General features: G+C 69.7%; 17 protein-coding genes. 6 read left to right on the forward strand and 11 right to left on the reverse strand.

Going from position 1 to position 21,675, the window contains the following annotated elements; translation table 11 throughout:
* Positions 1-60 precede the first annotated feature (60 nt).
* Complete coding sequence (locus GA0115254_RS41385) at positions 61-1,695, forward strand: beta-N-acetylhexosaminidase (protein WP_093900393.1); 1,635 nt, start codon at positions 61-63, stop codon at positions 1,693-1,695.
* A gap of 86 nt (positions 1,696-1,781) precedes the next feature.
* On the opposite strand, the gene GA0115254_RS41390 is transcribed toward GA0115254_RS41385, so the two are convergent.
* The 11 genes from GA0115254_RS41390 to GA0115254_RS41440 form a co-directional block, all read right to left on the reverse strand.
* Positions 1,782-3,560, reverse strand: a complete 1,779-nt coding sequence (locus GA0115254_RS41390) for an IucA/IucC family protein (protein ID WP_141721000.1) — start codon at positions 3,558-3,560, stop codon at positions 1,782-1,784.
* Positions 3,560-4,105, reverse strand: a complete 546-nt coding sequence (locus GA0115254_RS41395; protein WP_093900444.1) for a GNAT family N-acetyltransferase — start codon at positions 4,103-4,105, stop codon at positions 3,560-3,562. Before GA0115254_RS41395 ends, GA0115254_RS41390 begins: the two co-directional genes overlap by 1 nt.
* Positions 4,102-5,379 (reverse strand): lysine N(6)-hydroxylase/L-ornithine N(5)-oxygenase family protein, encoded by a 1,278-nt coding sequence (locus GA0115254_RS41400; protein WP_093900394.1) that lies wholly within the window; start codon positions 5,377-5,379, stop codon positions 4,102-4,104. The genes GA0115254_RS41395 and GA0115254_RS41400 overlap by 4 nt, the downstream gene beginning before the upstream one ends.
* Positions 5,363-6,811 carry a pyridoxal phosphate-dependent decarboxylase family protein gene (locus GA0115254_RS41405; RefSeq protein WP_093900445.1) on the reverse strand — a complete coding sequence of 483 codons (1,449 nt, stop codon included), beginning with the start codon at positions 6,809-6,811 and terminating at the stop codon, positions 5,363-5,365. Before GA0115254_RS41405 ends, GA0115254_RS41400 begins: the two co-directional genes overlap by 17 nt.
* Positions 6,812-7,043: 232 nt before the next feature.
* Positions 7,044-7,895, reverse strand: a complete 852-nt coding sequence (locus tag GA0115254_RS41410; protein ID WP_093900395.1) for a siderophore-interacting protein — start codon at positions 7,893-7,895, stop codon at positions 7,044-7,046.
* 109 nt (positions 7,896-8,004) lie between these two features.
* Positions 8,005-8,364, reverse strand: a complete 360-nt coding sequence (locus tag GA0115254_RS41415; protein ID WP_093900396.1) for a hypothetical protein — start codon at positions 8,362-8,364, stop codon at positions 8,005-8,007.
* On the reverse strand, positions 8,361-9,002 hold the full coding sequence (locus tag GA0115254_RS41420; protein ID WP_176740508.1) for a GNAT family N-acetyltransferase: 642 nt from the start codon (positions 9,000-9,002) through the stop codon (positions 8,361-8,363). The genes GA0115254_RS41415 and GA0115254_RS41420 overlap by 4 nt, the downstream gene beginning before the upstream one ends.
* A gap of 211 nt (positions 9,003-9,213) precedes the next feature.
* Complete coding sequence (locus GA0115254_RS41425; protein WP_093900397.1) at positions 9,214-10,380, reverse strand: acyl-CoA dehydrogenase family protein; 1,167 nt, start codon at positions 10,378-10,380, stop codon at positions 9,214-9,216.
* Positions 10,381-10,409: 29 nt separating this feature from the next.
* Positions 10,410-11,348 carry a hydroxymethylglutaryl-CoA lyase gene (locus GA0115254_RS41430; protein ID WP_093900398.1) on the reverse strand — a complete coding sequence of 313 codons (939 nt, stop codon included), beginning with the start codon at positions 11,346-11,348 and terminating at the stop codon, positions 10,410-10,412.
* Positions 11,345-13,432, reverse strand: a complete 2,088-nt coding sequence (locus tag GA0115254_RS41435; RefSeq protein WP_093900447.1) for an acetyl/propionyl/methylcrotonyl-CoA carboxylase subunit alpha — start codon at positions 13,430-13,432, stop codon at positions 11,345-11,347. The genes GA0115254_RS41430 and GA0115254_RS41435 overlap by 4 nt, the downstream gene beginning before the upstream one ends.
* 13 nt (positions 13,433-13,445) lie before the next feature.
* Positions 13,446-15,068: a carboxyl transferase domain-containing protein gene (locus tag GA0115254_RS41440; RefSeq protein ID WP_093900399.1), complete on the reverse strand. Its 1,623-nt coding sequence runs from the start codon at positions 15,066-15,068 to the stop codon at positions 13,446-13,448.
* A 387-nt stretch (positions 15,069-15,455) separates the two neighbouring features.
* Here GA0115254_RS41440 and GA0115254_RS41445 point away from each other — a divergent pair, with 387 nt between their 5' ends.
* From GA0115254_RS41445 to GA0115254_RS41465, 5 genes are all read left to right on the forward strand, one after another.
* Positions 15,456-16,628 (forward strand): DUF418 domain-containing protein, encoded by a 1,173-nt coding sequence (locus tag GA0115254_RS41445; RefSeq protein WP_256103081.1) that lies wholly within the window; start codon positions 15,456-15,458, stop codon positions 16,626-16,628.
* 282 nt (positions 16,629-16,910) lie between these two features.
* The gene (locus GA0115254_RS41450) at positions 16,911-17,516 is read left to right on the forward strand and encodes an SACE_7040 family transcriptional regulator (protein ID WP_093900401.1); all 606 of its coding nucleotides are present in this window, start codon (positions 16,911-16,913) and stop codon (positions 17,514-17,516) included.
* A 195-nt stretch (positions 17,517-17,711) separates the two neighbouring features.
* On the forward strand, positions 17,712-19,187 hold the full coding sequence (locus tag GA0115254_RS41455; protein WP_093900402.1) for a glycosyltransferase: 1,476 nt from the start codon (positions 17,712-17,714) through the stop codon (positions 19,185-19,187).
* A 64-nt stretch (positions 19,188-19,251) separates the two neighbouring features.
* Positions 19,252-20,766, forward strand: a complete 1,515-nt coding sequence (locus tag GA0115254_RS41460; protein WP_093900403.1) for a DUF6056 family protein — start codon at positions 19,252-19,254, stop codon at positions 20,764-20,766.
* Positions 20,767-20,864: 98 nt separating this feature from the next.
* On the forward strand, positions 20,865-21,644 hold the full coding sequence (locus tag GA0115254_RS41465) for a phosphatase (RefSeq protein WP_093900404.1): 780 nt from the start codon (positions 20,865-20,867) through the stop codon (positions 21,642-21,644).
* Positions 21,645-21,675 lie beyond the last annotated feature (31 nt).

A 21,675-nucleotide genomic window follows, 5' to 3' on the forward strand; every position in this document is an offset into this window, starting at 1 on the left:
GGTGATGGTTCGTTGCTCAGGAGATCCACAGGTGTGAACCCGTCGAAAGGGACCCGGCTTGTGAGACTGCACAGGACACAGCGCACCGCCCTTCCCCGCCTTCTCGGCTCGTTGCTGCTCGTCACAGCGGCCGGCATCTCCAGCGTCGGCGCTGCGCCGGGAGGACAGGCGGCCGGCAGCGGCCCGGCCACTGCCGCCTCACCCCGTCCGCTCGGGCAGACAGTGCCCGCCCCTGCCGAGGCGAAGCCCGGCGGTTCTGCGTACACCATCACCGCGGACACCAGGATCCGCGTCGAGGACGGCTCCCGCGAGGCCCGGAGGATCGGTGACTATCTGGCGGGCGTGCTGCGCCCGTCCACCGGTTACGCCCTGCCGGTCACCGGCCGTGGCGGCGACGGTATCCGGCTGCGGCTCGACTCCCACGACAGCGCGTCGGGTGCCGAGGGCTACACGCTGAAGTCGAACCACGGCTCGGTCACCATCACCGCGCGCGGCCCGGCAGGGCTCTTCCACGGCGTCCAGACGCTGCGCCAGCTGCTCCCGGCCGACGTGGAGAAGAACAGCCGCCAGAAGGGCCCGTGGAAGGTCGCGGGCGGCACGGTCAAGGACGCGCCGCGCTATGCGTACCGGAGCGCGATGCTGGACGTCTCCCGGCACTTCTTCTCCGTCGCCGAGGTCAAGCGCTACATCGACCAGCTCGCCCTCTACAAGATGAACAAGCTTCATCTGCATCTCTCCGACGACCAGGGCTGGCGGATCGCCATCGACTCCTGGCCGCGGCTCGCCACGTACGGCGGGCAGACGGAGGTGGGCGGGGGAGTCGGTGGCTACTACACGAAGAGCGACTACAAGGAGATCGTGCGGTACGCCTCCTCCCGCTATCTGGAGGTCGTGCCGGAGATCGACCTGCCCGGTCACACCAACGCGGCCCTCGCCTCGTACGCGGAGCTGAACTGCAACGGCGTCGCGCCGCCGCTCTACACCGGCACCAATGTCGGCTTCAGCTCGCTCTGCGTCCCGAAGGCGCTCACGTACGACTTCGTGGACGACGTGGTCCGTGAGCTGGCCGCGCTCACCCCCGGCAAGTACCTCCACATCGGGGGCGACGAGGCGCACTCCACCAGCCACGAGGACTATGTGGCCTTCATGGACAAGGCGCAGGCCATCGTCGGCAAGTACGGCAAGACCGTGATCGGCTGGCACCAGCTGACCGGGGGTACGCCGGTGAAGGGCGCGGTCGCCCAGTACTGGGGTTACGACCGGACGGGCGCGGCCGAGCGCAAGCAGGTGGCGGATGCCGCTGTGAACGGCACGAAGCTGGTGCTGTCCCCGGCCGACCGGAGCTACCTCGACATGAAGTACGACAAGGACACCAAGCTGGGCCTGGCCTGGGCCGGTTACGTCTCCGTCCAGCGCAGTTACGACTGGAACCCGGCGACGTATCTGGACGGTGCCCCGGAGGGTTCGATCCTCGGCGTCGAGGCGCCGCTCTGGTCGGAGACCCTGACCGACAGCGACGAGATCGAACAGATGGCGTTCCCCAGGCTGCCCGGGGTGGCGGAGCTGGGATGGTCGCCCGCGTCCACGCACGACTGGGACGCGTACAAGGTGCGGCTGGGTGCGCAGGGGCCGAGGCTCTCGGCGCTCGGCGTCGACTACTACCGGGCGCCGCAGGTCCCCTGGGCCGACCGGTGAGGTGACCGGGGCCGTCCGGCGACCATTGGCCACTCGGTCGCCGGACGGGCTCGGCAGATGTCCTCAGTCGCCGGGCGGGCCCGGTTTCATGCCTGTCCGGCGATCGGGTTCTTGAGCGTGCCGATCAGCTGCAGTGCCCCCGACGGATCGGTCAGATCGACCATCTGCTTGTTGTTCCGCAGCTGCAGCCGGTTCAGGCAGGACAGTGCGAACTCCTGCGCGAACATGTCGTACTGCTTGAACTTCTCGGCGAGCCGGGGCACCGACTCCTGGTACCCGGTGACGCATTGGGCGACCGTCCGCCAGAACGTCTCCTCGTCGAGCACACCCTCGTTCGCCAGCCCCGCACCGAGGAAGCGCAGGAAGCAGTCGAAGACATCGGTGAGGACCGAGAGCAGTTTCATGTCCTCGGGAACCTCGGCGCGGATCCGCTCGACCTTCGGCGGCAGCACCGCGTCCGGGTCCATGACCGCGATCTCCTCGGCGATGTCCTTGAAGACGGTGCGGCGTACGACCCCGTCCTCGACGACCAGGATGACGTTCTCGCCGTGCGGCATGAACACCAGGTCGTACGCGTAGAAGCTGTGCAGCACCGGCACCAGGTACGCGTCCAGGTAGTGGCGCAGCCACACCGCGGGAGCCAGCCCCGACTCGGCGATCAGCGCACCGGCGACGGAGCCGCCCTCGTGGTCGGTGTGGAGCAGCGAGGCCATGGTCGCGACCCGCTCACCGGGGGCCAGGCCGGGGACGGGGCTCTCCCGCCACAGCGCGGCGAGCATTTTCAGGTACGGGGAGCTCTTGGCGGTGGCCGCCTCGTACGTCCGGTGGTGGTAGCCGATGGCCGCCCGCTCCCGGATGATCGAGAAACGGGCCTCGCGCAGCAGCTCGTCGCGCTCGATCAGCTCGGCCAGCCAGTCGTTGATCGCGGGGGTGGCCTCCATGTACGCGGCGGACAGCCCGCGCATGAAGCCCATGTTGAGGACGGACAGCGCCGTTTTGACGTAATGGCGGTCCGGGTTGCTGGTGTTGAAGAAGGTACGGATGGACTGCTGTGCCAGGTATACGTCGTCGCCTTCGCCCAGGCAGACCAGATGGTGCTGCGCGAGTTCCCCGGCGAAGGTGACGGCCAGCTTGTTCCACCACTGCCAGGGGTGGACGGGGATCAGCAGGTAGTCGTCGAGGTCGAGCCCGAGGCCGGTCATCGTGGCCGCGAACCGGGTCAGGGTCTCCTCGCCCAGCTCGCCCGCGATCAGCGTCCCGTAGTCGAGACCGGTGCCCGCGGTGAAGGTGGCGCGGTCGCGGCGGGCGGCGAGCCAGACCAGACGGATCCCGGCTGCCGCCTCGGGGGCGTACGCCCGGTACTCGTCCACCCCGAAGCCGAGCCGCCCGTTGTTGGCGACGAAGCAGGGGTGGCCCTCGGTCATGCCGGTCTCGATCGCCTGGAACCCGGCACGGACCAGCTCGGCGGAGGTGACGGGCGGCTTGGTCAGCTTGTACGCGGTGCCGGCCAGGGTGGAGGAGATCTCCTCCAGGTAGACCGGAAGGACCTCCGCGGAGAGGCCGAGCGTGGAGCGCAGCTCGACGAAGAACTCGCTCGCCTCCAGAGGCAGTTCCGAACCGTGCCGATGACGGGTGATCGAGTCGGCCTCGACCTGCCAGTGATCGAGGGCGTAGATCCGCGCGGTGAAGCGGTACTCGGTCGCCGCGTCGTCGCTGCGCACCGAGTAGCGGTCGTCGCCGAGCGGTGCGGGAGCCAGCAGCCGCTCGTGGCTGAACTCGGCGAGCGCCTTGCGGATCAGCAGCCGGTTGGCGGTGGCCCAGCGCTCAGGGGTGAGATGGGCGACGCTGTCGATGACGGGGGACATCAGGCGCCACCCCCGGTCGCTGCGGCGAACTGTTCCCGTGTGCAGGCGCTGAGCAGGGCGTTCTTCTCCGGCTTGGCCATCTCGCCCAGCACTTCGAAGCCGACGGCCTTGTTGAGGGCGTGCACCGCGCTGTTGCGTACATCGGGTTCGACGACGACCCGGCGTACGGACGGGTCGGCGAACAGCGTCCGCATCACGGTGGTGATCACACCGAGCGTGAAGCCGTGCAGCGGCGTGTCGGTCGGGGCGACCAGGAAGTGCATCCCGATGTCGCCGGGCTCGGCGTCGTACAGCCCCTTGAGCTCGACCTCGGTGGGGTCGTACCGCTCCATCAGGAAGGCGGGCTCCCCGTCGTACAGCCCGATGAACGCGTCGTGGTGCGGGTGGGCGGCGATCGCCATGTACTCCCGCTCGACGTCCTGGAGTTCCGCGTCGCCCATCAGCCAGAAGGAGGCCTTGGGGTGGGTGACCCAGCCGTGCACCAGTCCGGCGTCGGCGAGGGGGTCCAGCGGGCGGGTGGTGAAGGTGCTGAGGTCGTGGGTCATACGGCGAACTCCTGGAAGGCGATGGACTTCTCGATCGGGTAGTACTCGCGGCCGAGCAGTTCGCCGATGATGTACGCGTTGCGGTAGGCACCCATGCCCAGGTCGGGTGAGGTGATCGAGTGGGTGTGCGTGCCCGCGTTCTGCAGGAAGACGCCGTGCCCGGTGGTGTCGATGGAGTAGTTGCGGGCCACATCGAAGCGGCCGCGGCCGTCCCGGCGCAGTCGGTCGTGGATGCCCTCCAGGAACGCCGGTGCGCGGTAGCGGTAGCCGGTGGCGAGGATCAGGCCCTCGGTGGTGAGGGTGTAGTCCTTGTCCTGCTCCTCCTGGTGCAGCCCCAGCGTGTACGTACCGCTGCTCTCCTCGTAGCTCACGTTGTCCAGCGAGGAGTTGGCGAGAAGCCGGGTCGGGACGGGGCCGGGCAGGTTCTTCTGGTAGAGCAGATCGAAGATCGCGTCGATCAGCTCTCCGTCGATGCCCTTGAAGAGGCCCTTCTGTCCGGATTCCAGCCGGTAGCGGGTCTCCTCGGGCAGCGCGTGGAAGTAGTCGATGTACTCCGGGGAGGTCATCTCCAGCGTCAGCTTGGTGTACTCCAGCGGGAAGAAACGCGGCGAGCGCGTCACCCAGTTCAGCCGATAGCCGTGCACATCGATCTCGGAGAGCAGGTCGTAATAGATCTCGGCCGCGCTCTGCCCACTGCCGACGAGGGTGATGGACTCCTTCGCCTGGAGAGCCGCCTTCCCTTCCAGGTAACGGGAGTTGTGCAGATAGTCGCCGCCCAGGCCCTGGCAGGCATCCGGGATGTACGGGGGAGTGCCGGTGCCGAGCACGAGCCGTCGGGCCCGGAAGACGCCGCCGGTGGCCGTGCGGACGGTGTAGAGCGCGGTGCCCCCGTCGTACGTGACCGACTCGACGGTCTCGTCGAAGCGGATGCTGCTCAGTCTGGCGGCGGCCCAGCGGCAGTAGTCGTTGTACTCGGTCCGCAGCGGGTAGAAGTTCTCCCGGATGTAGAAGGAGTACAGCCGCCCGCGGTCCTTCAGATAGTTCAGGAAGGAGTACGCAGAGGTCGGATCGGCCATCGTGACCAGGTCCGACATGAACGGCGTCTGGAGATGGGCCCCTTCGAGGAACATCCCGGAGTGCCATTCGAAGTCCGGCTTGGACTCCAGGAACACCCCGTTCAGCTCGTCGATCGGCTCGGTCAGACAGGCGAGCCCGAGATTGAACGGGCCGAGCCCGATACCGATGAAGTCGTGGGGTTCAGGAAGCGCGGTCAAGGGAGTCTCCCAGGTACTGCTCGGCGTGGCCGGAGATCAGGTCGAGTACCGCGGCGATGTCCTGCGCGGTTGTTTCGGGGTTGAGCAGGGTGAACTTCAGGTACTGGCGGCCGCCGACCTTCGTACCGGCGACGACGGCCTCACCGGAGGCGAAGAGCGCCTTGCGGGCATGGAGATTGGCCCGGTCGATCTCGGTGGGCGCGGTGACGCCGGACGGGATGTGGCGGAACACCAGCGTGGACAGCTGGGGCTCGACGACGACATCGAATCGCGGGTCGGCGGCGAGCAGCCGCCAGCCCTCGGCGGCCAGGTCGCAGACCTCGTCGAAGAGCTCGCCGATGCCGTCGGCGCCCATGACACGCAGCGTCATCCACAGTTTCAGGGCGTCGAATCTGCGGGTGGTCTGGAGCGACTTGTCCACCTGGTTGGGGATGCGTTCGACGGCCATGCGCTGCGGGTTGAGGTACTCGGCGTGGTACGTGGCGTGGCGCAGTGTCGCCCGGTCCCGGACCAGTACGGCCGAGGAACTCACCGGCTGGAAGAAGGACTTGTGGTAGTCCACGGTGACCGAGTCGGCGTGCTCGATGCCGTCGAGGAGGTGGCGGCGCCGACGGGAGGCCAGCAGGCCGCAGCCGTACGCGGCGTCGACATGCAGCCAGGTGGAGAACTGCCGGCAGAGCGCGGCGATTTCGGGCAGCGGGTCGATGGAGCCGAAGTCGGTGGTGCCCGCGGTGGCGACGACGGCCATCGGTACGGCGCCTTCGGCGACGCACTGCTCCAGGGCGCGGGCCAGCGCCACGGTCTGCATGCGCTTGTTGTGGTCGACGGGGACGGCGATGACCGAGTCCGGTCCCAGACCGAGGAGTTTCGCCGACTTCTGGACACTGAAGTGGCTGCATTCGGAGGTGAAGACGCGCAGCCGGGTGAAGTGGTGCGGCGGCGTCTTGGCCTCTTCCCGGGCGAGCAGCAGGGCCTGCAGATTGGACTGCGTACCGCCGCTGGTGAAGATGCCGTCCGCGGCCGGTCCGAGGCCGATCCGGGCCGCGGTCCAGTCGATCAGGCGGCGCTCGATCAGGGTGCCGCCGGCGCTCTGGTCCCAGGTGTCCAGGGAGGAGTTGACGGCCGAGAGCACGGCTTCGCCGAGGACGGCGGGGATGACGACCGGGCAGTTGAGGTGGCCCAGGTAGCGGGGGTGGTGGAAGTAGACGGCGTCACGGAGATAGACGCTGTCGAGCTCGTCGAGGGCGGCGGACGCATCGCCCAGCGGCCGGTCCAGATCGATCGCGTCAACGACGGGAGTGAGCTCGTCGACGGAGACTCCGGTGAACGGCCGGTCTGTGGCGGCGAGTTTGGCTGCGACCCGTTCGACTCCTGCGGTCACGGAGCGCCGGTAGTGCTCCGCGGTCGTGTCGTTGAGCAGGTGCGAACGCATGAAGGGGTCCTCCCGGACGCGGGGAAACTTCATCGGCCCTCAGGGCAGAAGGAGGGGGCGAGGACTCGATGTTGAAGTTAGGTTAGCCTAACCTAACTTCACATCAAGTTGTTCCTCGCCTCCGGGGGGACGCAGAGGTTGTCCGGTTTACGCGTACGGGGTGGCCGCTTCCGGCCTGCGGGCGGGGAGTTCGGGGTGTGCGGCGCACGGTCCGTGCCCTGCCGCCTTCCGGCTACGCGTCCGCGGTGGCCGCCGCCTCGCGCAGCTGCTCCTCGCTCATCCCGCGACGCCAGTACCCGACGAACGTCACGCGCCTGCGGTCGAGCCGGCGCTCCTGTACGAGATGGCGGCGCAGCGCCCGCACCTGTGACGACTCGCCCGCGATCCAGACGTACGGCGTCCCCTCGGGCAACTCGGCCGCCCGGACGGCCTCCAGGCCGACGGGTGCGCCTTCGTCCCGCACGAGCCAGGTGATCCGGGCCCTGGCCGCGGTGTTGAGGGCCTGGCGGTCCTCGGTGTGCTGGACCTCCAGCCAGACCCGGGCCTTCATGCCGGACGGCAGCCACTCCAGGGCGGCGGATGCGGCGGGCAGCGCGGTCTCGTCGGCCCAGATCAGTACCCAGTCGGTGTCCTGCGGAGGGCGGAAGCGTACGGCGGTGTTGTCCTCGATGGCCGGGCCCAGTGCTTTGAGCGGATCGCCGGGGGAGGCGGCGGCGGCCCAGCGGCACGCGGGCCCGCCGTCCTCGTGCAGCGCGAAGTCGATGTCGATCTCGGTCGCCCCGTCGTGAGTGCGGCGCTGGGTGCGCACGGTGTACGAGCGCATGACGGCCCGTACGTTGTCCGGAAGGGCGCGCCAGGCGGCGAACCAATTGCCCTCATCATCGACCGGAACGACTGGTTCCGGCTGTCCTGGGTGCGGCAGGAACAGTGACAGGCTCTGGTCGCGCCCTCCGGCGGCGAAGCCGTCGAGTCCCGGGCCGCCGAAGGTGACCCGGAGCATGGAGGGTCCGAGTCGCCGGGTCCGCAGGACGGTCAGGCCGAAGAGCCGGAAGGGGGTGATGGGGGGTGCGACGGACGTCGTCATACGGGGGCTCCTCCCAGGAACCGGAGGCGAAGCCGGGAACCGGCCGCCGGTATGTTCGAAGGAAGGTTAGCCTAACCTCATTGAACATTCGAGGGTGCCCCGAGGCCGCTCACCAGACGAGGACCCCGCCGCCCACGGCCCGGGCCCGCAGGGCCGCGGCGGTGATGTTGGCCAGCCGGGCCGCCACGTAGTCCCGCCGGTCGCCCCCGTCTCCGGCCAGCGCTGCGGCGTTTCGGTGCAGCAGCTCGCACTCTTCGAGGAAGTCGTCGATGTCCTCCGGCTCCACGTGCAGATTGCCGGTGGCCAGCTCGGGGAAGAACCGGGCGCCGAGTGCCCGTGCGGTCTTCGACCCCCACAGCGTGGTCCGGCAGACCTCGGTCCCGGCCATGTTGCTGCCGTCCTCGGGGTCGTCGAGGAGATGCGACTGGCAGTCCTCGTCGTAGATGAACGTATGCACCGTCAGCGTCATGCCCCGAATTCCTTCCGGCAGTCGTCGAGCCCCTCGACCGTCACCTCGACGGCCCGGTACGCCTCCCAGCGGGCACGGTCCAGCCGCAGCCGCTGCAGAGTGACGGGCGCACCCCGTACCGCGGCGACCTCCAGTCCGTCCGGCAGATATCCGAGCCGGCGCGAGACACCCAGCGAGCGCGGGTTGTCGGTCATGGCGGCCGAGACCGCGGTCCGGGCCCCGAGTCCGGCGAAGGCGAGATGCAGGGCGGCGGCCCGCATCTCGGTGCCGATGCCCTGCCCCTGGTGAGCCAGACCCAGCCACGAGCCGGTGCCGACCTCGCCGGTCACGGCGAAGTCCTTCGCCATCACATCCTGTCGCCCGACCACCTTGCCCTCGTGCAGCACGGCGAGGCTCAGCGCCCAGTCCCGTACGGACCAGTTGGCGACGGTGGCCAGCACATGCTGGAACACGGCCCTGCCGCGCTCGGCGGGCGACGCGTCGGTCCACGGAACCGTGAACGGCATGTCGGCCCGCAGGTGCACCCCGTCCGCAGCGACCGATGCGAGATCGTCCAGCAACTCCAGGTCCGGGAGCCGGAGTTCCAGGCGCGGCGTGCGGAGGCGGAGCCCGTACAGGGGCCAGTGCTGCGGATTCATGTACGGACTCTGCCGCGCTGGTCCGTGCCCTGTCGAACGGATTGCGCCCCTCTGGCAGCGGTTCAAGGGCCCGTCGGGGTGATCGACGGACTGGAGGGAGAGGGCATACGGTTGGGGCGGGCCCGGAACTCCAGCCTCCTGGAACCCTCGGCCCGCCCCTCCAGAGCCGGGGCCACCCCGAACGCAGGCCGCCCCGTACGTCATCGCCGAGTCAGGCCGGCAGCCCCAACTCCCTCGCGATCAGCATCCGCTGCACCTCGCTCGTGCCCTCGCCGATCTCCAGAATCTTGGAGTCGCGCCACATCCTGGCCACCGGGTACTCGTTCATGAAGCCGTAGCCGCCGTGGATCTGGGTCGCCTCGCGGGCGTTGTCCACCGCGACCGTCGACGAGTACAGCTTGGCGATCGCGGCCTCCTTCTTGAAGGGTTCGCCCGCCACCAGGCGCGACGCCGCGTCGCGCCAGCCGATGCGGGCCATGTGGGCCCGCATCTCCATGTCCGCGATCTTGAACTGGATGGCCTGGTTGGCGCCGATCGGCCTGCCGAAGGCCTGACGCTCCTTGGCGTACTTCACCGACTCGTCCACGCATCCCTGCGCCAGGCCCGTGGACAGGGCGGCGATGGCGATACGGCCCTCGTCCAGGATGCGCAGGAACTGGGCGTAGCCGCGGCCCTCCTCGCCCAGCAGGTTCGCCAGGGGCACGCGGACGTCGGCGAAGGACAGTTCGCGGGTGTCCGAGGCGTTCCAGCCGACCTTGGAGTACGGGGCGGCGACCGTGAAGCCGGGGGTGCCGGACGGCACGATGATCGAGGAGATGAGCGGGGCGCCGTTCTCCTTGTGGCCGGTCACCGCCGTGACCGTGACCAGCGCCGTGATGTCCGTACCGGAGTTGGTGATGAAGCACTTGGAGCCGTTGATCACCCACTCGCCCGTGGCCTCGTCGCGTACCGCCGTCGTGCGGGTGCCGCCCGCGTCCGAGCCGGCGTCCGGCTCGGTCAGACCGAACGCGCCGAGCGCCTCGCCCGAGCAGAGCTTGGGCAGCCACTGCCGCTTCTGCTCCTCCGTACCGAAGTGGTAGACCGGCATCGCACCGAGCGAGACCCCGGCCTCCAGCGTGATCGCCACGGACGAGTCGACCCGGGCCAGTTCCTCCAGGGCGATCCCCAGCGCGAGGTAGTCGCCGCCCATCCCGCCGTACTCCTCCGGGAACGGCAGCCCGAACAGCCCCATCCGTCCCATCTCGCGCACGATCTCGTACGGGAACTCATGGCGCTCGTAGAAGTCCCCGATCTTCGGGGCGATCACATCGTGTGCGAACTCCTCGACGGTGCGACGCAGTTCCTCGTGCTCGGCGGTCAGCCGGTGGTCCAGGGACATGGTGGGTGTCACTCCTTGTGGGACTGTGTTTATCGAACCGAGAGCGCGCGGACGGTACGGGACGGGCTGGGTCGGCCCAGTTGTTCGGCGAGCCACACGCTGGTGGCGGTGAGCGCGTCGAGGTCGACCCCGGTTTCGATGCCGAGGCCGTCGAGCATCCACACGAGGTCTTCGGTGGCGAGATTTCCGGTCGCGCTCTTCGCGTACGGACAGCCGCCGAGGCCGCCCGCGGAGGCGTCCACGGTGGTCACACCGTGCTGGAGCGCGGCGAGGGTGTTGGAGAGGGCCTGGCCGTACGTGTCGTGGAAGTGCACGCCGATGGTGTCGGTGTGCACGCCCTCCTCGTTCAGCTCGGAGAGCAGGTCCTGCACATGGCCGGGCGTGGCGACGCCGATGGTGTCGCCGAGGGAGAGTTCGTCGCAGCCGAGGTCCATCAGTGCCTTGGCCACGCGGACGACCTGGTGGACGGGGACGGGCCCCTCCCACGGGTCGCCGAAGCACATCGACAGATAGCCGCGGACATGCACCTTGTCGGCCTTGGCCCGGGCGACGACCGGCTCGAACATGGCGAGCGACTCGTCGACGGTGCGGTTGAGATTGCGGGCGGCGAACGTCTCGGTCGCCGAGCCGAACACGGCGATGCGGCGGGCGCCGAGCGCCAGGGCCCGGTCCAGGCCGCGTTCGTTCGGTACGAGTACGGGCAGGGCGACGCCCTCGATGTCATCGAGGCGGGGGAACAGGGCCTCCGCGTCGGCCAGTTGGGGCACCCACTTCGGGTGCACGAAGCTGGTCGCCTCGATACTGGTCAGGCCCGACGCGGCCAGGCGGTGGATGAACTCCGCCTTCACCTCGGTCGGTACGACGGCCTTCTCGTTCTGCAGCCCGTCGCGGGCGCCGACCTCGTGGATGCGTACCCGTGGGGGCAGGTCCTGGGCGGGCACGGTCATGGGCAGGGTGCGGGGTGTCATGCGTCCTCCCCGGGAGCTTCGGCGGGCGTCACCACGGCCAGGATCTGGTCCATGGCGACCGTGGCGCCGGCGGCGACATCCAGCTCGGTCACGGTCCCGGCGTGCGGGGCGGAGATGACGTGTTCCATCTTCATCGCCTCGACGACGAGCAGGCTCTGACCGGCCACGACCTCGTCCCCGACCGCCACCTTCACGACGGTGACGGTCCCGGGCATGGGCGCGGCGAGCGTGTCCGCCCCGGAACGGGAGGCGCCGGCCAACGACGCCTGAACGGGATCGTGATCCTGTACGTGCCAGGTGTCGCCGTCGCGGCCCAACCAGGTCCCCTCCGGGGACGCGGCATGGGTGAACGTGTGCGTGACACCGGCGAGTTCGAGCGTGAGGTGATGCGCGGACAGCTCGATCAGCCTGGCCGTCTCCTTGCCGCCGGGCATCGGGGCCAGCGGCCCGCAGGCGCCCGTCGCGGGCTCCGGCGGCAGCGCGCCCTCCCCGACATGGCCGAACGTCAGCTCGGTGCCCGCCGGGCAGGAGCGCAGTGACACCTGCACCGGGTCGTGGCCCGGCAGCCGGAAGTGGCGCACCGTCCGGGCCGGGGTGCCGCCCAGCCGCCAGCCGCTCGCCACGGAGAACGGGTCCACCCAGCCGGTGCCGTCCACGGCGGAGGCGCTCACCGTGGAGGGCTGCCGCAGCAGCGCCGCCGCCGCGTACACCTCCTCCGGTACCCCCTCCGGCACCAGCCCGGCCACCTCGCGTTCCACCAGACCCGTGTCCAGATCGCCCGCCACCACCGCCGGGTGGGCGAGCAGCCGGCGCAGGAAGCCGGCGTTCGTCGAGACGCCGAGGATCACCGTGTCCGCGAGCGCCGCACGCAGCCGGCGCAGGGCGGCGGCGCGGTCGGGGCCGTACGCGATGACCTTCGACAGCATCGGGTCGTACAGGCTGCCGACCTCGCCACCCGTGCCGAGCCCGGAGTCCGTCCGTACGCCGTTGCCCTGCGGCTCGTGCAGCGCGAGCACCGTGCCACCGGACGGCAGGAAGCCGCGGAACGGGTCCTCCGCACAGATCCGGGCCTCGATCGCATGCCCGGTGAGCTTTATGTCCTGCTGCTCGTAAGGGAGTTGCTCGCCCGCCGCGACCCTCAGCTGCCACTCCACCAGGTCCAGGCCGGTGATCAGCTCGGTGACCGGGTGTTCGACCTGGAGGCGGGTGTTCATCTCCATGAAGTAGTACGAGGCGGGGTCGTTGCCCGGGACGATGAACTCCACCGTGCCCGCGCCCACATATCCGCAACTGCGGGCCGCCTGGACGGCCGCCTCGCCCATCGCCGCCCGGGTCTCCTCGTCGAGCAGGACGGACGGCGCCTCCTCGATGATCTTCTGGTGGCGGCGCTGGAGCGAGCACTCGCGCTCACCGAGGTGGACCACGTTGCCGTGGGCGTCCGCCAGCACCTGGATCTCGATGTGCCGTGGCCGGTCGATCCACCGTTCCACGAGCAGCGTGTCGTCGCCGAACGAGGCCCGTGCCTCGCGCCGGGCGGCCGCGATCTCGTCCGCGAGCAGCGCCTCGTCGCGTACCAGCCGCATGCCCTTGCCACCGCCGCCCGCCGAGGGCTTCAGCAGGACGGGCGTACCGATCTCGCGGGCCGCGGTGTCCAGCTGGGCATCGGTGAGCCCGCTCCCGGACGAGCCCGGCACCACCGGAACCCCGGCCGCCGCGACCGTCTCCTTGGCCCGGATCTTGTCGCCCATCAGCGAGATGGCCTGGGCGGGCGGACCGATGAAGGCCAGCCCCGCCTCCGCGCACGCCCGCGCGAAGCCCGCGTTCTCGGCGAGGAACCCGTACCCCGGGTGGACGGCCTGCGCGCCGGTGCGGCGGGCCGCGTCCAGCAGCGCGGGCACGCTCAGATAGCTCATCGAGGCGGGCGCGGGCCCGATCCGTACCGCGGTGTCGGCCTCCCGTACATGCCGGGCCTCCGCGTCCGCGTCGCTGAAGACGGCGACGGACCGCACACCCAGTTCGCGCAGGGTCCGGATGACCCGGACCGCGATCTCGCCGCGGTTGGCGACAAGAACGGTGTCGAACATCGTCATCTGTTCCTCACATCCGGAAGACGCCGAAGCCGGGCGCTGTGTGGTCCCTTTGGGGAAGTGGAGCGTTGGCACACGCGGTCAGGGCGAGCCCCAGCACCTGCCGGGTCTCCATCGGGTCGATCACACCGTCGTCCCACAGCCGGGCCGTGGCGTAGTACGCGTTGCCCTGGGTCTCGTACTGCTCGCGGATCGGGGCCTTGAAGGCCTCCTCGTCCGCCGCGCTCCAGTCGTCGCCCAGCTGGTCGCGCTTGACCGTCGCGAGGACGGACGCGGCCTGCTCGCCGCCCATGACGGAGATCTTCGCGTTGGGCCACATCCACAGGAAGCGCGGCGAGTAGGCCCGCCCGCACATCGAATAGTTGCCCGCCCCGTACGACCCGCCGACCACGACGGTCAGCTTCGGCACACGGGTGCAGGCGACGGCCGTGACCATCTTCGCGCCGTGCTTGGCGATGCCGCCGGCCTCGTAGTCCCGCCCCACCATGAAGCCCGAGATGTTCTGCAGGAAGACCAGCGGGATACCGCGCTGGTCGCACAGCTCGATGAAGTGGGCGCCCTTCTGGGCGGACTCGGAGAACAGGATGCCGTTGTTGGCGACGATCCCGACCGGGTGGCCGTGGATACGGGCGAATCCGGTGATCAGCGTCGTCCCGTACTCCGCCTTGAACTCGGCGAACCGGGAGGCGTCCACCACCCGGGCGATCACCTCCCGTACGTCGTACGGCGTCCGGGAATCGACCGGGACGGTCCCGTACAGCCCGGCGGGATCGACCTTCGGCTCCTCGACCGGCTGCACCGACCACGGAAGCGCGCCGCGATCCGGCAGCGTGGCGACGATGTTCCGCACGATCCGCAGCGCGTGCGCGTCGTCCTCGGCGAGATGGTCGGTCACCCCCGACGTACGGGAGTGCACCTCGCCGCCGCCCAGCTCCTCGGCCGTCACGACCTCGCCGGTGGCGGCCTTCACCAGTGGCGGACCGCCCAGGAAGATCGTGCCCTGATTACGGACGATCACGGCCTCGTCGCTCATCGCGGGGACGTACGCCCCGCCCGCCGTGCACGAGCCCAGCACCGCCGCGATCTGCGGAATTCCGGCCCCCGACATCCGGGCCTGGTTGAAGAAGATCCGCCCGAAGTGCTCCCGGTCCGGGAAGACCTCGTCCTGCATCGGCAGGAACGCCCCGCCCGAATCGACGAGATACAGGCAGGGGAGCCGGTTCTCCAGCGCCACTTCCTGGGCACGGAGGTGCTTCTTCACGGTCATCGGGTAGTACGTGCCGCCCTTGACGGTCGCGTCATTGGCGACGATCACGCACTCCCGGCCGCTGACCCGGCCGATCCCGGCGATCACCCCGGCCGCCGGGGCGGCGCCCCCGTACAGCCCCTCGGCCGCCAACGGCGCCAGCTCCAGGAAGGGCGACCCGGGGTCCAGCAACGTGTCCACCCGGTCCCGGGGCAGCAACTTGCCGCGCGCCACATGCCGGGCGCGGGCCTTCTCACCCCCGCCGAGCCTGGCCGTGGCGAGCCGCTTGCGCAGCTCGTCGGCGAGCGCGTGATGCGCCGCCTCGTTGGCCTGCCAGGCCTCGGAGGCGGGATCGGCCGCGCTCGCCAGCACCGGTGCCTGCTGCATCGTGTCGAGCCCCCTTGCCCGTACCGCAGTAGTTAATGAGCGTTAACGTCCGACTCCAGGTTAACGAGCGCTAACAGCCTTGTCCAGGCCGCTCTGCCGGTGCCCGCAGTGGTTGCGGCAGGTATCGGTCACCTACGTCCCGCACAGGACAGGGCGCGCGGTGGGCCCGGAATAATGACCCGCGCCGCTCCCCGACCCGGAGCGGCACCGGTCGCGGTCCGACGAGAGCCGTGACCGAGCGAGTTGCCCGGCGTGTGTGGGGGCTCCGGTCGTCACGGCCGGGGGCGCGCAACGGCCGACGGCCTATCGGGTGGGGGAAACCAGCAGATGACGCAGCAGTCGCAGTCAGAGTCCGTGCGAGGGATGGGCGCGGGAACGGCCAGGGGAGTGACGGAGAGGCCGCGCATCCTCGAAGTGGACGCCCTGCGCGGGTTCGCGCTCGCCGGGATCCTGGTCGTGAACGTCCTGACGACGGCCGGGCCTCCGGGTGTCAGGGGCGGGCTCACGCATGTGCACGCGGCGGACGGGGCCGTGGAATGGCTGGTCGTTCTCCTCGCGCAGTCGAAGTTCTACCTGCTCTTCTCCTTCCTCTTCGGCTACAGCTTCACCCTTCAGATGGACTCGGCCGCCCGCGCCGGGGCACGCTTCGTACCCCGGATGTCACGGCGGCTGGCCGGACTGTCCGTGCTCGGGCTCGCGCACGCGGTGCTGCTCTACACCGGCGACATCCTCATGATGTACGCCCTGTGCGGACTGGTCCTGCTGGCCGCCCGGAACGCCGGGCCCGCGAAGGCCTGGCGGGCGGCGCTGTGGGTGTACGGCGTCGCCGGAGGGTTCCTGCTGCTCGTCGGTCTGGGCGCCGCGCTGTTCGATCCCGGTGACCTGGGCGAATCCGCCGCGGTGAAGGCCGAGCTGACCGCCGCCTACAGGGGTGGCTTCACCGAGGTCGTGGGCGCCAACATCAGGGCTCTGCCCGACATCGTGGCAGCCCTTCCGCTGATGGGCGGCTATGTCGTCGCCGCCTTCCTCGTGGGGTTCGTGGCCGGCCGGCGGCAGTGGCTCGGCGCAGCCGCGCTCGCCGACCGGGCGCGGCTGCGCCGCATCCTTCTGACAGGTCTCGCCATCGGAGTCCCCGGGGCGGTCTTCTCCGCGGCCGGGATGGCGGGGCCGCTGCCGGCGCGCTGGGAACTGTTCGGCCTGGCAGTCGGTCTGGCCGCGGCCCCGGCGCTCTCGGCCGCGTACGCCACGGGGCTGCTGCTGTGGTTCGCCACACCGGGCGGCGCCGCGACGGCCCGGGTCCTTGCGCCCGCCGGGCGGATGGCGCTGACCAACTACCTGACCCAGTCCCTCGTCATGGCCCTCGTCTTCTCCGGGTACGGCCTGGGGCTGTACGGCCGCACGGGCGCGGCGGCGGCGGTCGGCGGGGCGCTCCTGCTCTACGCCTGCCAGCTCGCGCTCAGCCGGTGGCTGATGCGGCGTCACCGGCTCGGGCCCGTGGAGTGGCTGCTGCGTACGGTGACGCTGTGGGCGTGGCCCCCGAAGGCGGCGGGAGGCCGCTGAACGGGGGCATCGCACAGGGCGTTGTGAGCGTGGAGTGAGATGGGTGCCGGCTGAACACTCCGCGTCCCTGGGGGCTGCTTGTCCGCCGCAGGGGACGCCGATGCCGGCGACGATGTCGATCGGATGGCCGCGGCGGGGTGTACACGATGTTCCGCACGGTCCGCGGCGCGTGCGCGTCGTCCGCGCGGCGAGACGGTCGGTCACCCCTCGGCCCGGCCGATGAGCGTTGACACCTGGCGCCGAAGTTAACGTTCGCTAACCAGGCTGTCTAGAATCGAATCCATGACCACCAGGACGGACGCACCCACCCGCCGCGAGCAGATCCTCAAGGAGGCTGCCCGCCTCTTTGCCGAGCGCGGCTTCCACGGTGTCGGCGTCGACGAGATAGGTGCCGCCGTCGGTATCAGCGGCCCCGGCCTCTACCGGCACTTCCCCGGCAAGGACGCGATGCTCGCCGAGCTGCTGGTCGGTATCAGTGAGCGCCTGCTGGCTGGCGGGCAACTGCGCGTGTCGGAGGACGCGGCCTGCGAGGACGGCTCCCCGCACGCCCTGCTCGACGCACTGATCGAGGGCCATATCGACTTCGCCCTCGACGACCGCCCTCTGATCACCCTCCATGACCGCGAGCTGGACCGGCTCCGGGACGCCGACCGCAAGCGGGTGCGACAGCTCCAGCGGCAGTACGTGGAGGTGTGGGTGCAGGTGGTCCGCGAGCTGTATCCGGACCTGCCCGAGCACGAGGCCCGCGCCGCCGTTCATGCCGTCTTCGGACTCCTGAACTCGACCCCGCACCTGGGCCGCCCGGACGCGCAGCCGGACCGCGCGGACACGGCGGCTCTGCTGCACCGGCTGGCGCGCGGGGCGTTCGAGGCGGCAGCCCGCGCGTAGGGCCTGGTCATGGGCCCGTCGGTGAGACGGTGCGATGTCCGCCGGGCCTTTGAATATATGAATTGATACGAGAGGGAAGAAGCGGTCCCTCAAATTCCCATCCCTTTTTCGAGTGAGCTCCTTCGATCGGAGTGTCGCGGTGACCCACAGGCATATGGTTTGAGCTGTCTCGCCCACGCCTGATGGGGAAATTAAATGAAAAAATGTCAGGTCTCGATCGTTGTCCCCTGCTTCAATGAGGACGAGGTGATCGAGGCATTTCACCGTGCATTGATCTCCGCCCTCGAACCGACTCGGCGGACCTTCGAGATCTGTTATGTCGACGACGGCAGCAGTGACCGGACCAGGGCCCGGATCGGCTCGCTCGCCACCGCGGACCGACGGGTCCGCTACACCTCCTTCAGTCGCAATTTCGGCAAGGAGGCCGCCATGCTCGCGGGGCTGCGCATGTCCCGTGGCGAAGCTGTCGTGCTCATGGACGCCGACCTCCAGCATCCGCCCGAACTTCTCCCCCGCATGCTGCAGTTGCGGCAGCGCGGGTACGACCAGGTAGTCGCGAGGCGGGACCGGACGGGTGAAGGTGCCCTGCGTACCTTTCTCAGCGCCGCCTACTACCGGGCCATGGGCCGGTGCATGGACGTCGAGGTCGTCGACGGCGAGGGCGACTTCAGGCTGCTGTCACGCACCGCCGTGGACGCCGTACTCGCGCTGCCCGAGACCAACCGGTTCTCCAAGGGGATCTTCTCCTGGGTCGGCTTCGACACCGTCAGCTTCACCTACCGGAACATCCAGCGTGCGGCCGGGAGTTCGAAGTGGGGCAGCAGGCGTCTGCTCAACTACGGGATCGACGGACTGATCTCCTTCAACAGCCGTCCACTGCGCCTGGCGATCCACGTCGGCCTCGCCCTCGCGCTGGCGGCGCTGGGATACGCCCTGTGGATCATCACCGACGTCGTTCTGCACGGTGTCGCCGTACCCGGCTACACCACACTGCTGACCGCCGTCGTGGCGCTCGGCGGCATCCAACTCGCCACGCTCGGCATCATCGGTGAATACGTGGGACGCATCTACAGCGAGTCGAAACGCCGTCCGCATTACGTGGTGCGCGAAACGAATGAATCCCCGAATGTTCTCCCGGTCGATATTCCAGCCGATGAGCCGGACGAGGCCCATACCGCTTCGCCCGTGGTCGAGACACCGTTGGCGGGGCACGCCGGGGCGACCGCACTCGGTGCCGCCAGAGCGCGCACCGTACGTCAGTTCGTCATTTTCGCGATGCTCGGAATCGTCAATACGGCGGTGTATCTGGCGGTGTACGCCTCGCTGAACACCTGGATTCCCTATCTGGTCGCGCATGTCCTCGGATATGCGGTCAGCATCATGGGATCGTTCCTGCTCAACTCGTACATCACCTGCCGTACGAAGCCGACCTGGCGCGCCTTCGTCCGGTATCCGCTGTCGAGTGTCGTCAATCTCGTGCTCACCGGTGCTCTGCTCTACCTCGGCGTGAGCAGGCTGGGCATGGAAAAGAACATCGCCGCCGTGGCCGCGGGAATCCTCGCCACTCCCTTCTCGTTCCTGCTCGCCCGCTGGGCCATCGACTCAGGCGCCGCGCTGGCCCGGCAACGCGCCGGCCTGGCCGAGAGCGGTGCAGGACACACCACACCTTGACCCCACACCGCCTGAACCACTCGGCGCGCAAGACGCGAGCAACGTACGAAGGGCACCAGTGCACATGACCGCGGACACGTCGAAAACCGCCGGCACACAGTCGGAGAGCGAGGAGTCCCCCCAGCCGGAGGCCCGCCCGGGCCCCGCACGGCGGTGGGCGGCGATCTGGACGGCGGCCCTCACTCTGCTGCCGCTCGCCCTGCTCGGCGCGGCCTTCTGGATCGGCCGCCTGGTCCGCCCGGGAGGGGACGACTGGTGCTTCCTCCCGGTCGTACGCGACGAGGGCGCTTCCGGAATGATCGCGAAGTTCTTCTTCCACGACAACGGACGCGTGGCCAACGCGCTGTTGGTCGTCGCGTATGCGTCCTTCGGCGTCGCGGGTCAGCGGTGGTTCGCCCTCGTCAGCGGGGTAGTCATGCTGGGCATCCTCTGGCTGCTGACCGCCTCGGCGCTCAAGAGGGCCGGACTGACCGGGCCGCGCGGGCTCGCGCTGCTGGTGGCGGCGATGATGGCGGCGGTCTTCTTTCTCGCGACGTCCAACACGTACAAGACGTTCTACTGGCCCGCCTCCTCCGTGTCGCACACAGTCGCACCGGTACTGGCCTGCGCCGCCGTGATTCCCCTGCTGCGCGCACGGACCCGCCGGGGACGCGACTTCGCGGTGGGCATCGCAATCGTGGCCGGAGCCTTCATCGGCACGCTGTCGGAGGAGACGGCGGTCGTCGCGTTCGTCGTGCTCGCTGCCGCGCTGCTGATCAGCTGCTGGGCCCTTCCCGGGGCCGGCCGGACCCATGCACGCATCTGGTGCGCGTTCGCCTTCGCCGGGGTCGCGGTGGGATCGGCCATCCTGTACATGTCGCCCGGCGCACGCTCCCGGCGTGAACGGTTCGGCGCCGACAGCGCCTCCACGTTCGGCCCGGAGGCACTGACCACGGCACTGCGGGCGTTCGAGCACATCCTGGGGGTGATCTTCACGACCTGGCAGTACCTGGGGGCGGTCGCCGTCGGCGTACTGCTGGGCCTGCTGGTACGCGGTGGCGAGCAGGGAACGGGCGGGCCGGACGGGTCCCTGCGGCGCAGGCCCCTCCGCGCGGTCCTCGTCGGATTTCTCGCCTTCCTGGTCTCCGGATACCTCTGCACCGTCATCGCCTACCCCGCCTTCGGGGCGAGCGTGATGTACGCGCCGCGTATCTGGGGCGACTTCCTCCTGCTGTTCGTGATGCTCCTGGTCAGTGTCGGCGCCCTGCTGGGACGGGCGTTGCGCGGCCGCAGGTGGGGGATCCGTGCGGCGACGGCGGCGGCCGCCGGTGTCGTATGCGCCCTGGCCTGTGTCGGCCTCGCCGTCCCGCTGCTCCAGTTGGGGCAGCAGATGGACGTGCGCGCCCAGCGCTGGGACCGCCAGGACCGCTCACTGAGGACCCAGGCGGCGCGCGGTGCCCAAGTGCTCCCGTACACACCGGTATCGGTCAGCGGAATGGGTGAACCGTTCGGCAATCACGGCAAGAAACTGTGGCCGGGGCAGTGCGTCGCCCAGTACTACCATCTCAAGAAGATCACGTACTCGACCCGGCTTCCCTGAGGCGCCGGCGGGCCGGTCCGTGCGTTTCGCCCAGCGGCCGGCCCGTCCGTGTGCAGGACACCCGGCACACTGTGCACACCTGACGGCACAATGGGTTCATGCCGATACCCAGCCGTGCCGCCCTCGTCGAACATCTCGTCCGTACGCGCATCGCCGGAGACGTCGCCACACCCCGCGACAACAACCTCTCCCACTACCGCAAGCTCGCCAACGGCGACCGCCACTACTGGCTGGGCCTGGAGCTCGGGGACCGGTGGCGCGACGAGCAGGACGTGCTGGCCGTGATGGCCGAGCGCTGCGGGGTCAGCGACGATCCGGAGCACCGGTTCGGGCAGGACACCATCGACCCGGAGCTGACGGTCGACGCCCTGGAGCGGATGGCGGCGCGGCTGCGGAAGGCGGCGGCGGGGGCGGAGCGGGTGCTGTTCGCGACCGGGCACCCCGGCGGGCTTCTCGATGTGCATCGGCAGACCGCTCAGGCGCTGCGGGCGGCCGGATGCGAGATCGTACGGATTCCCTCGGGGCTGGTGGCCGACGAGGGCATGGTGTTCCAGTTCGCGGACGTCGCGGTGCAGGAGCGCGGCGCGACGCTCTGGCACACGCACTCGCCCGCTCCGATGGCCGCGATCCTGGACGGTCTGGAGCGGGAGGGCCGGCTGCTGCCGGACCTGGTGGTCGCCGACCACGGGTGGGCGGGGTGCGCGGCGCAGCGGGGGCTGGACGCGGTGGGGTATGCGGACTGCAACGACCCGGCGCTGTTCCTCGGCGAGGCGGAGGGGACGCTCCAGGTGGCCGTACCGCTGGACGACCATGTGCTGGACCCGCGTTTCTACGACCCGCTGACGGACTATCTGCTGGACGCGGCGGGACTGATCTGAGGCCGACTCGTCCGACGCCGATCGATCTGAC

The sequence above is a fragment of the Streptomyces sp. Ncost-T10-10d genome (assembly GCF_900091955.1).
Classification (GTDB): Bacteria; Actinomycetota; Actinomycetes; order Streptomycetales; family Streptomycetaceae; genus Streptomyces.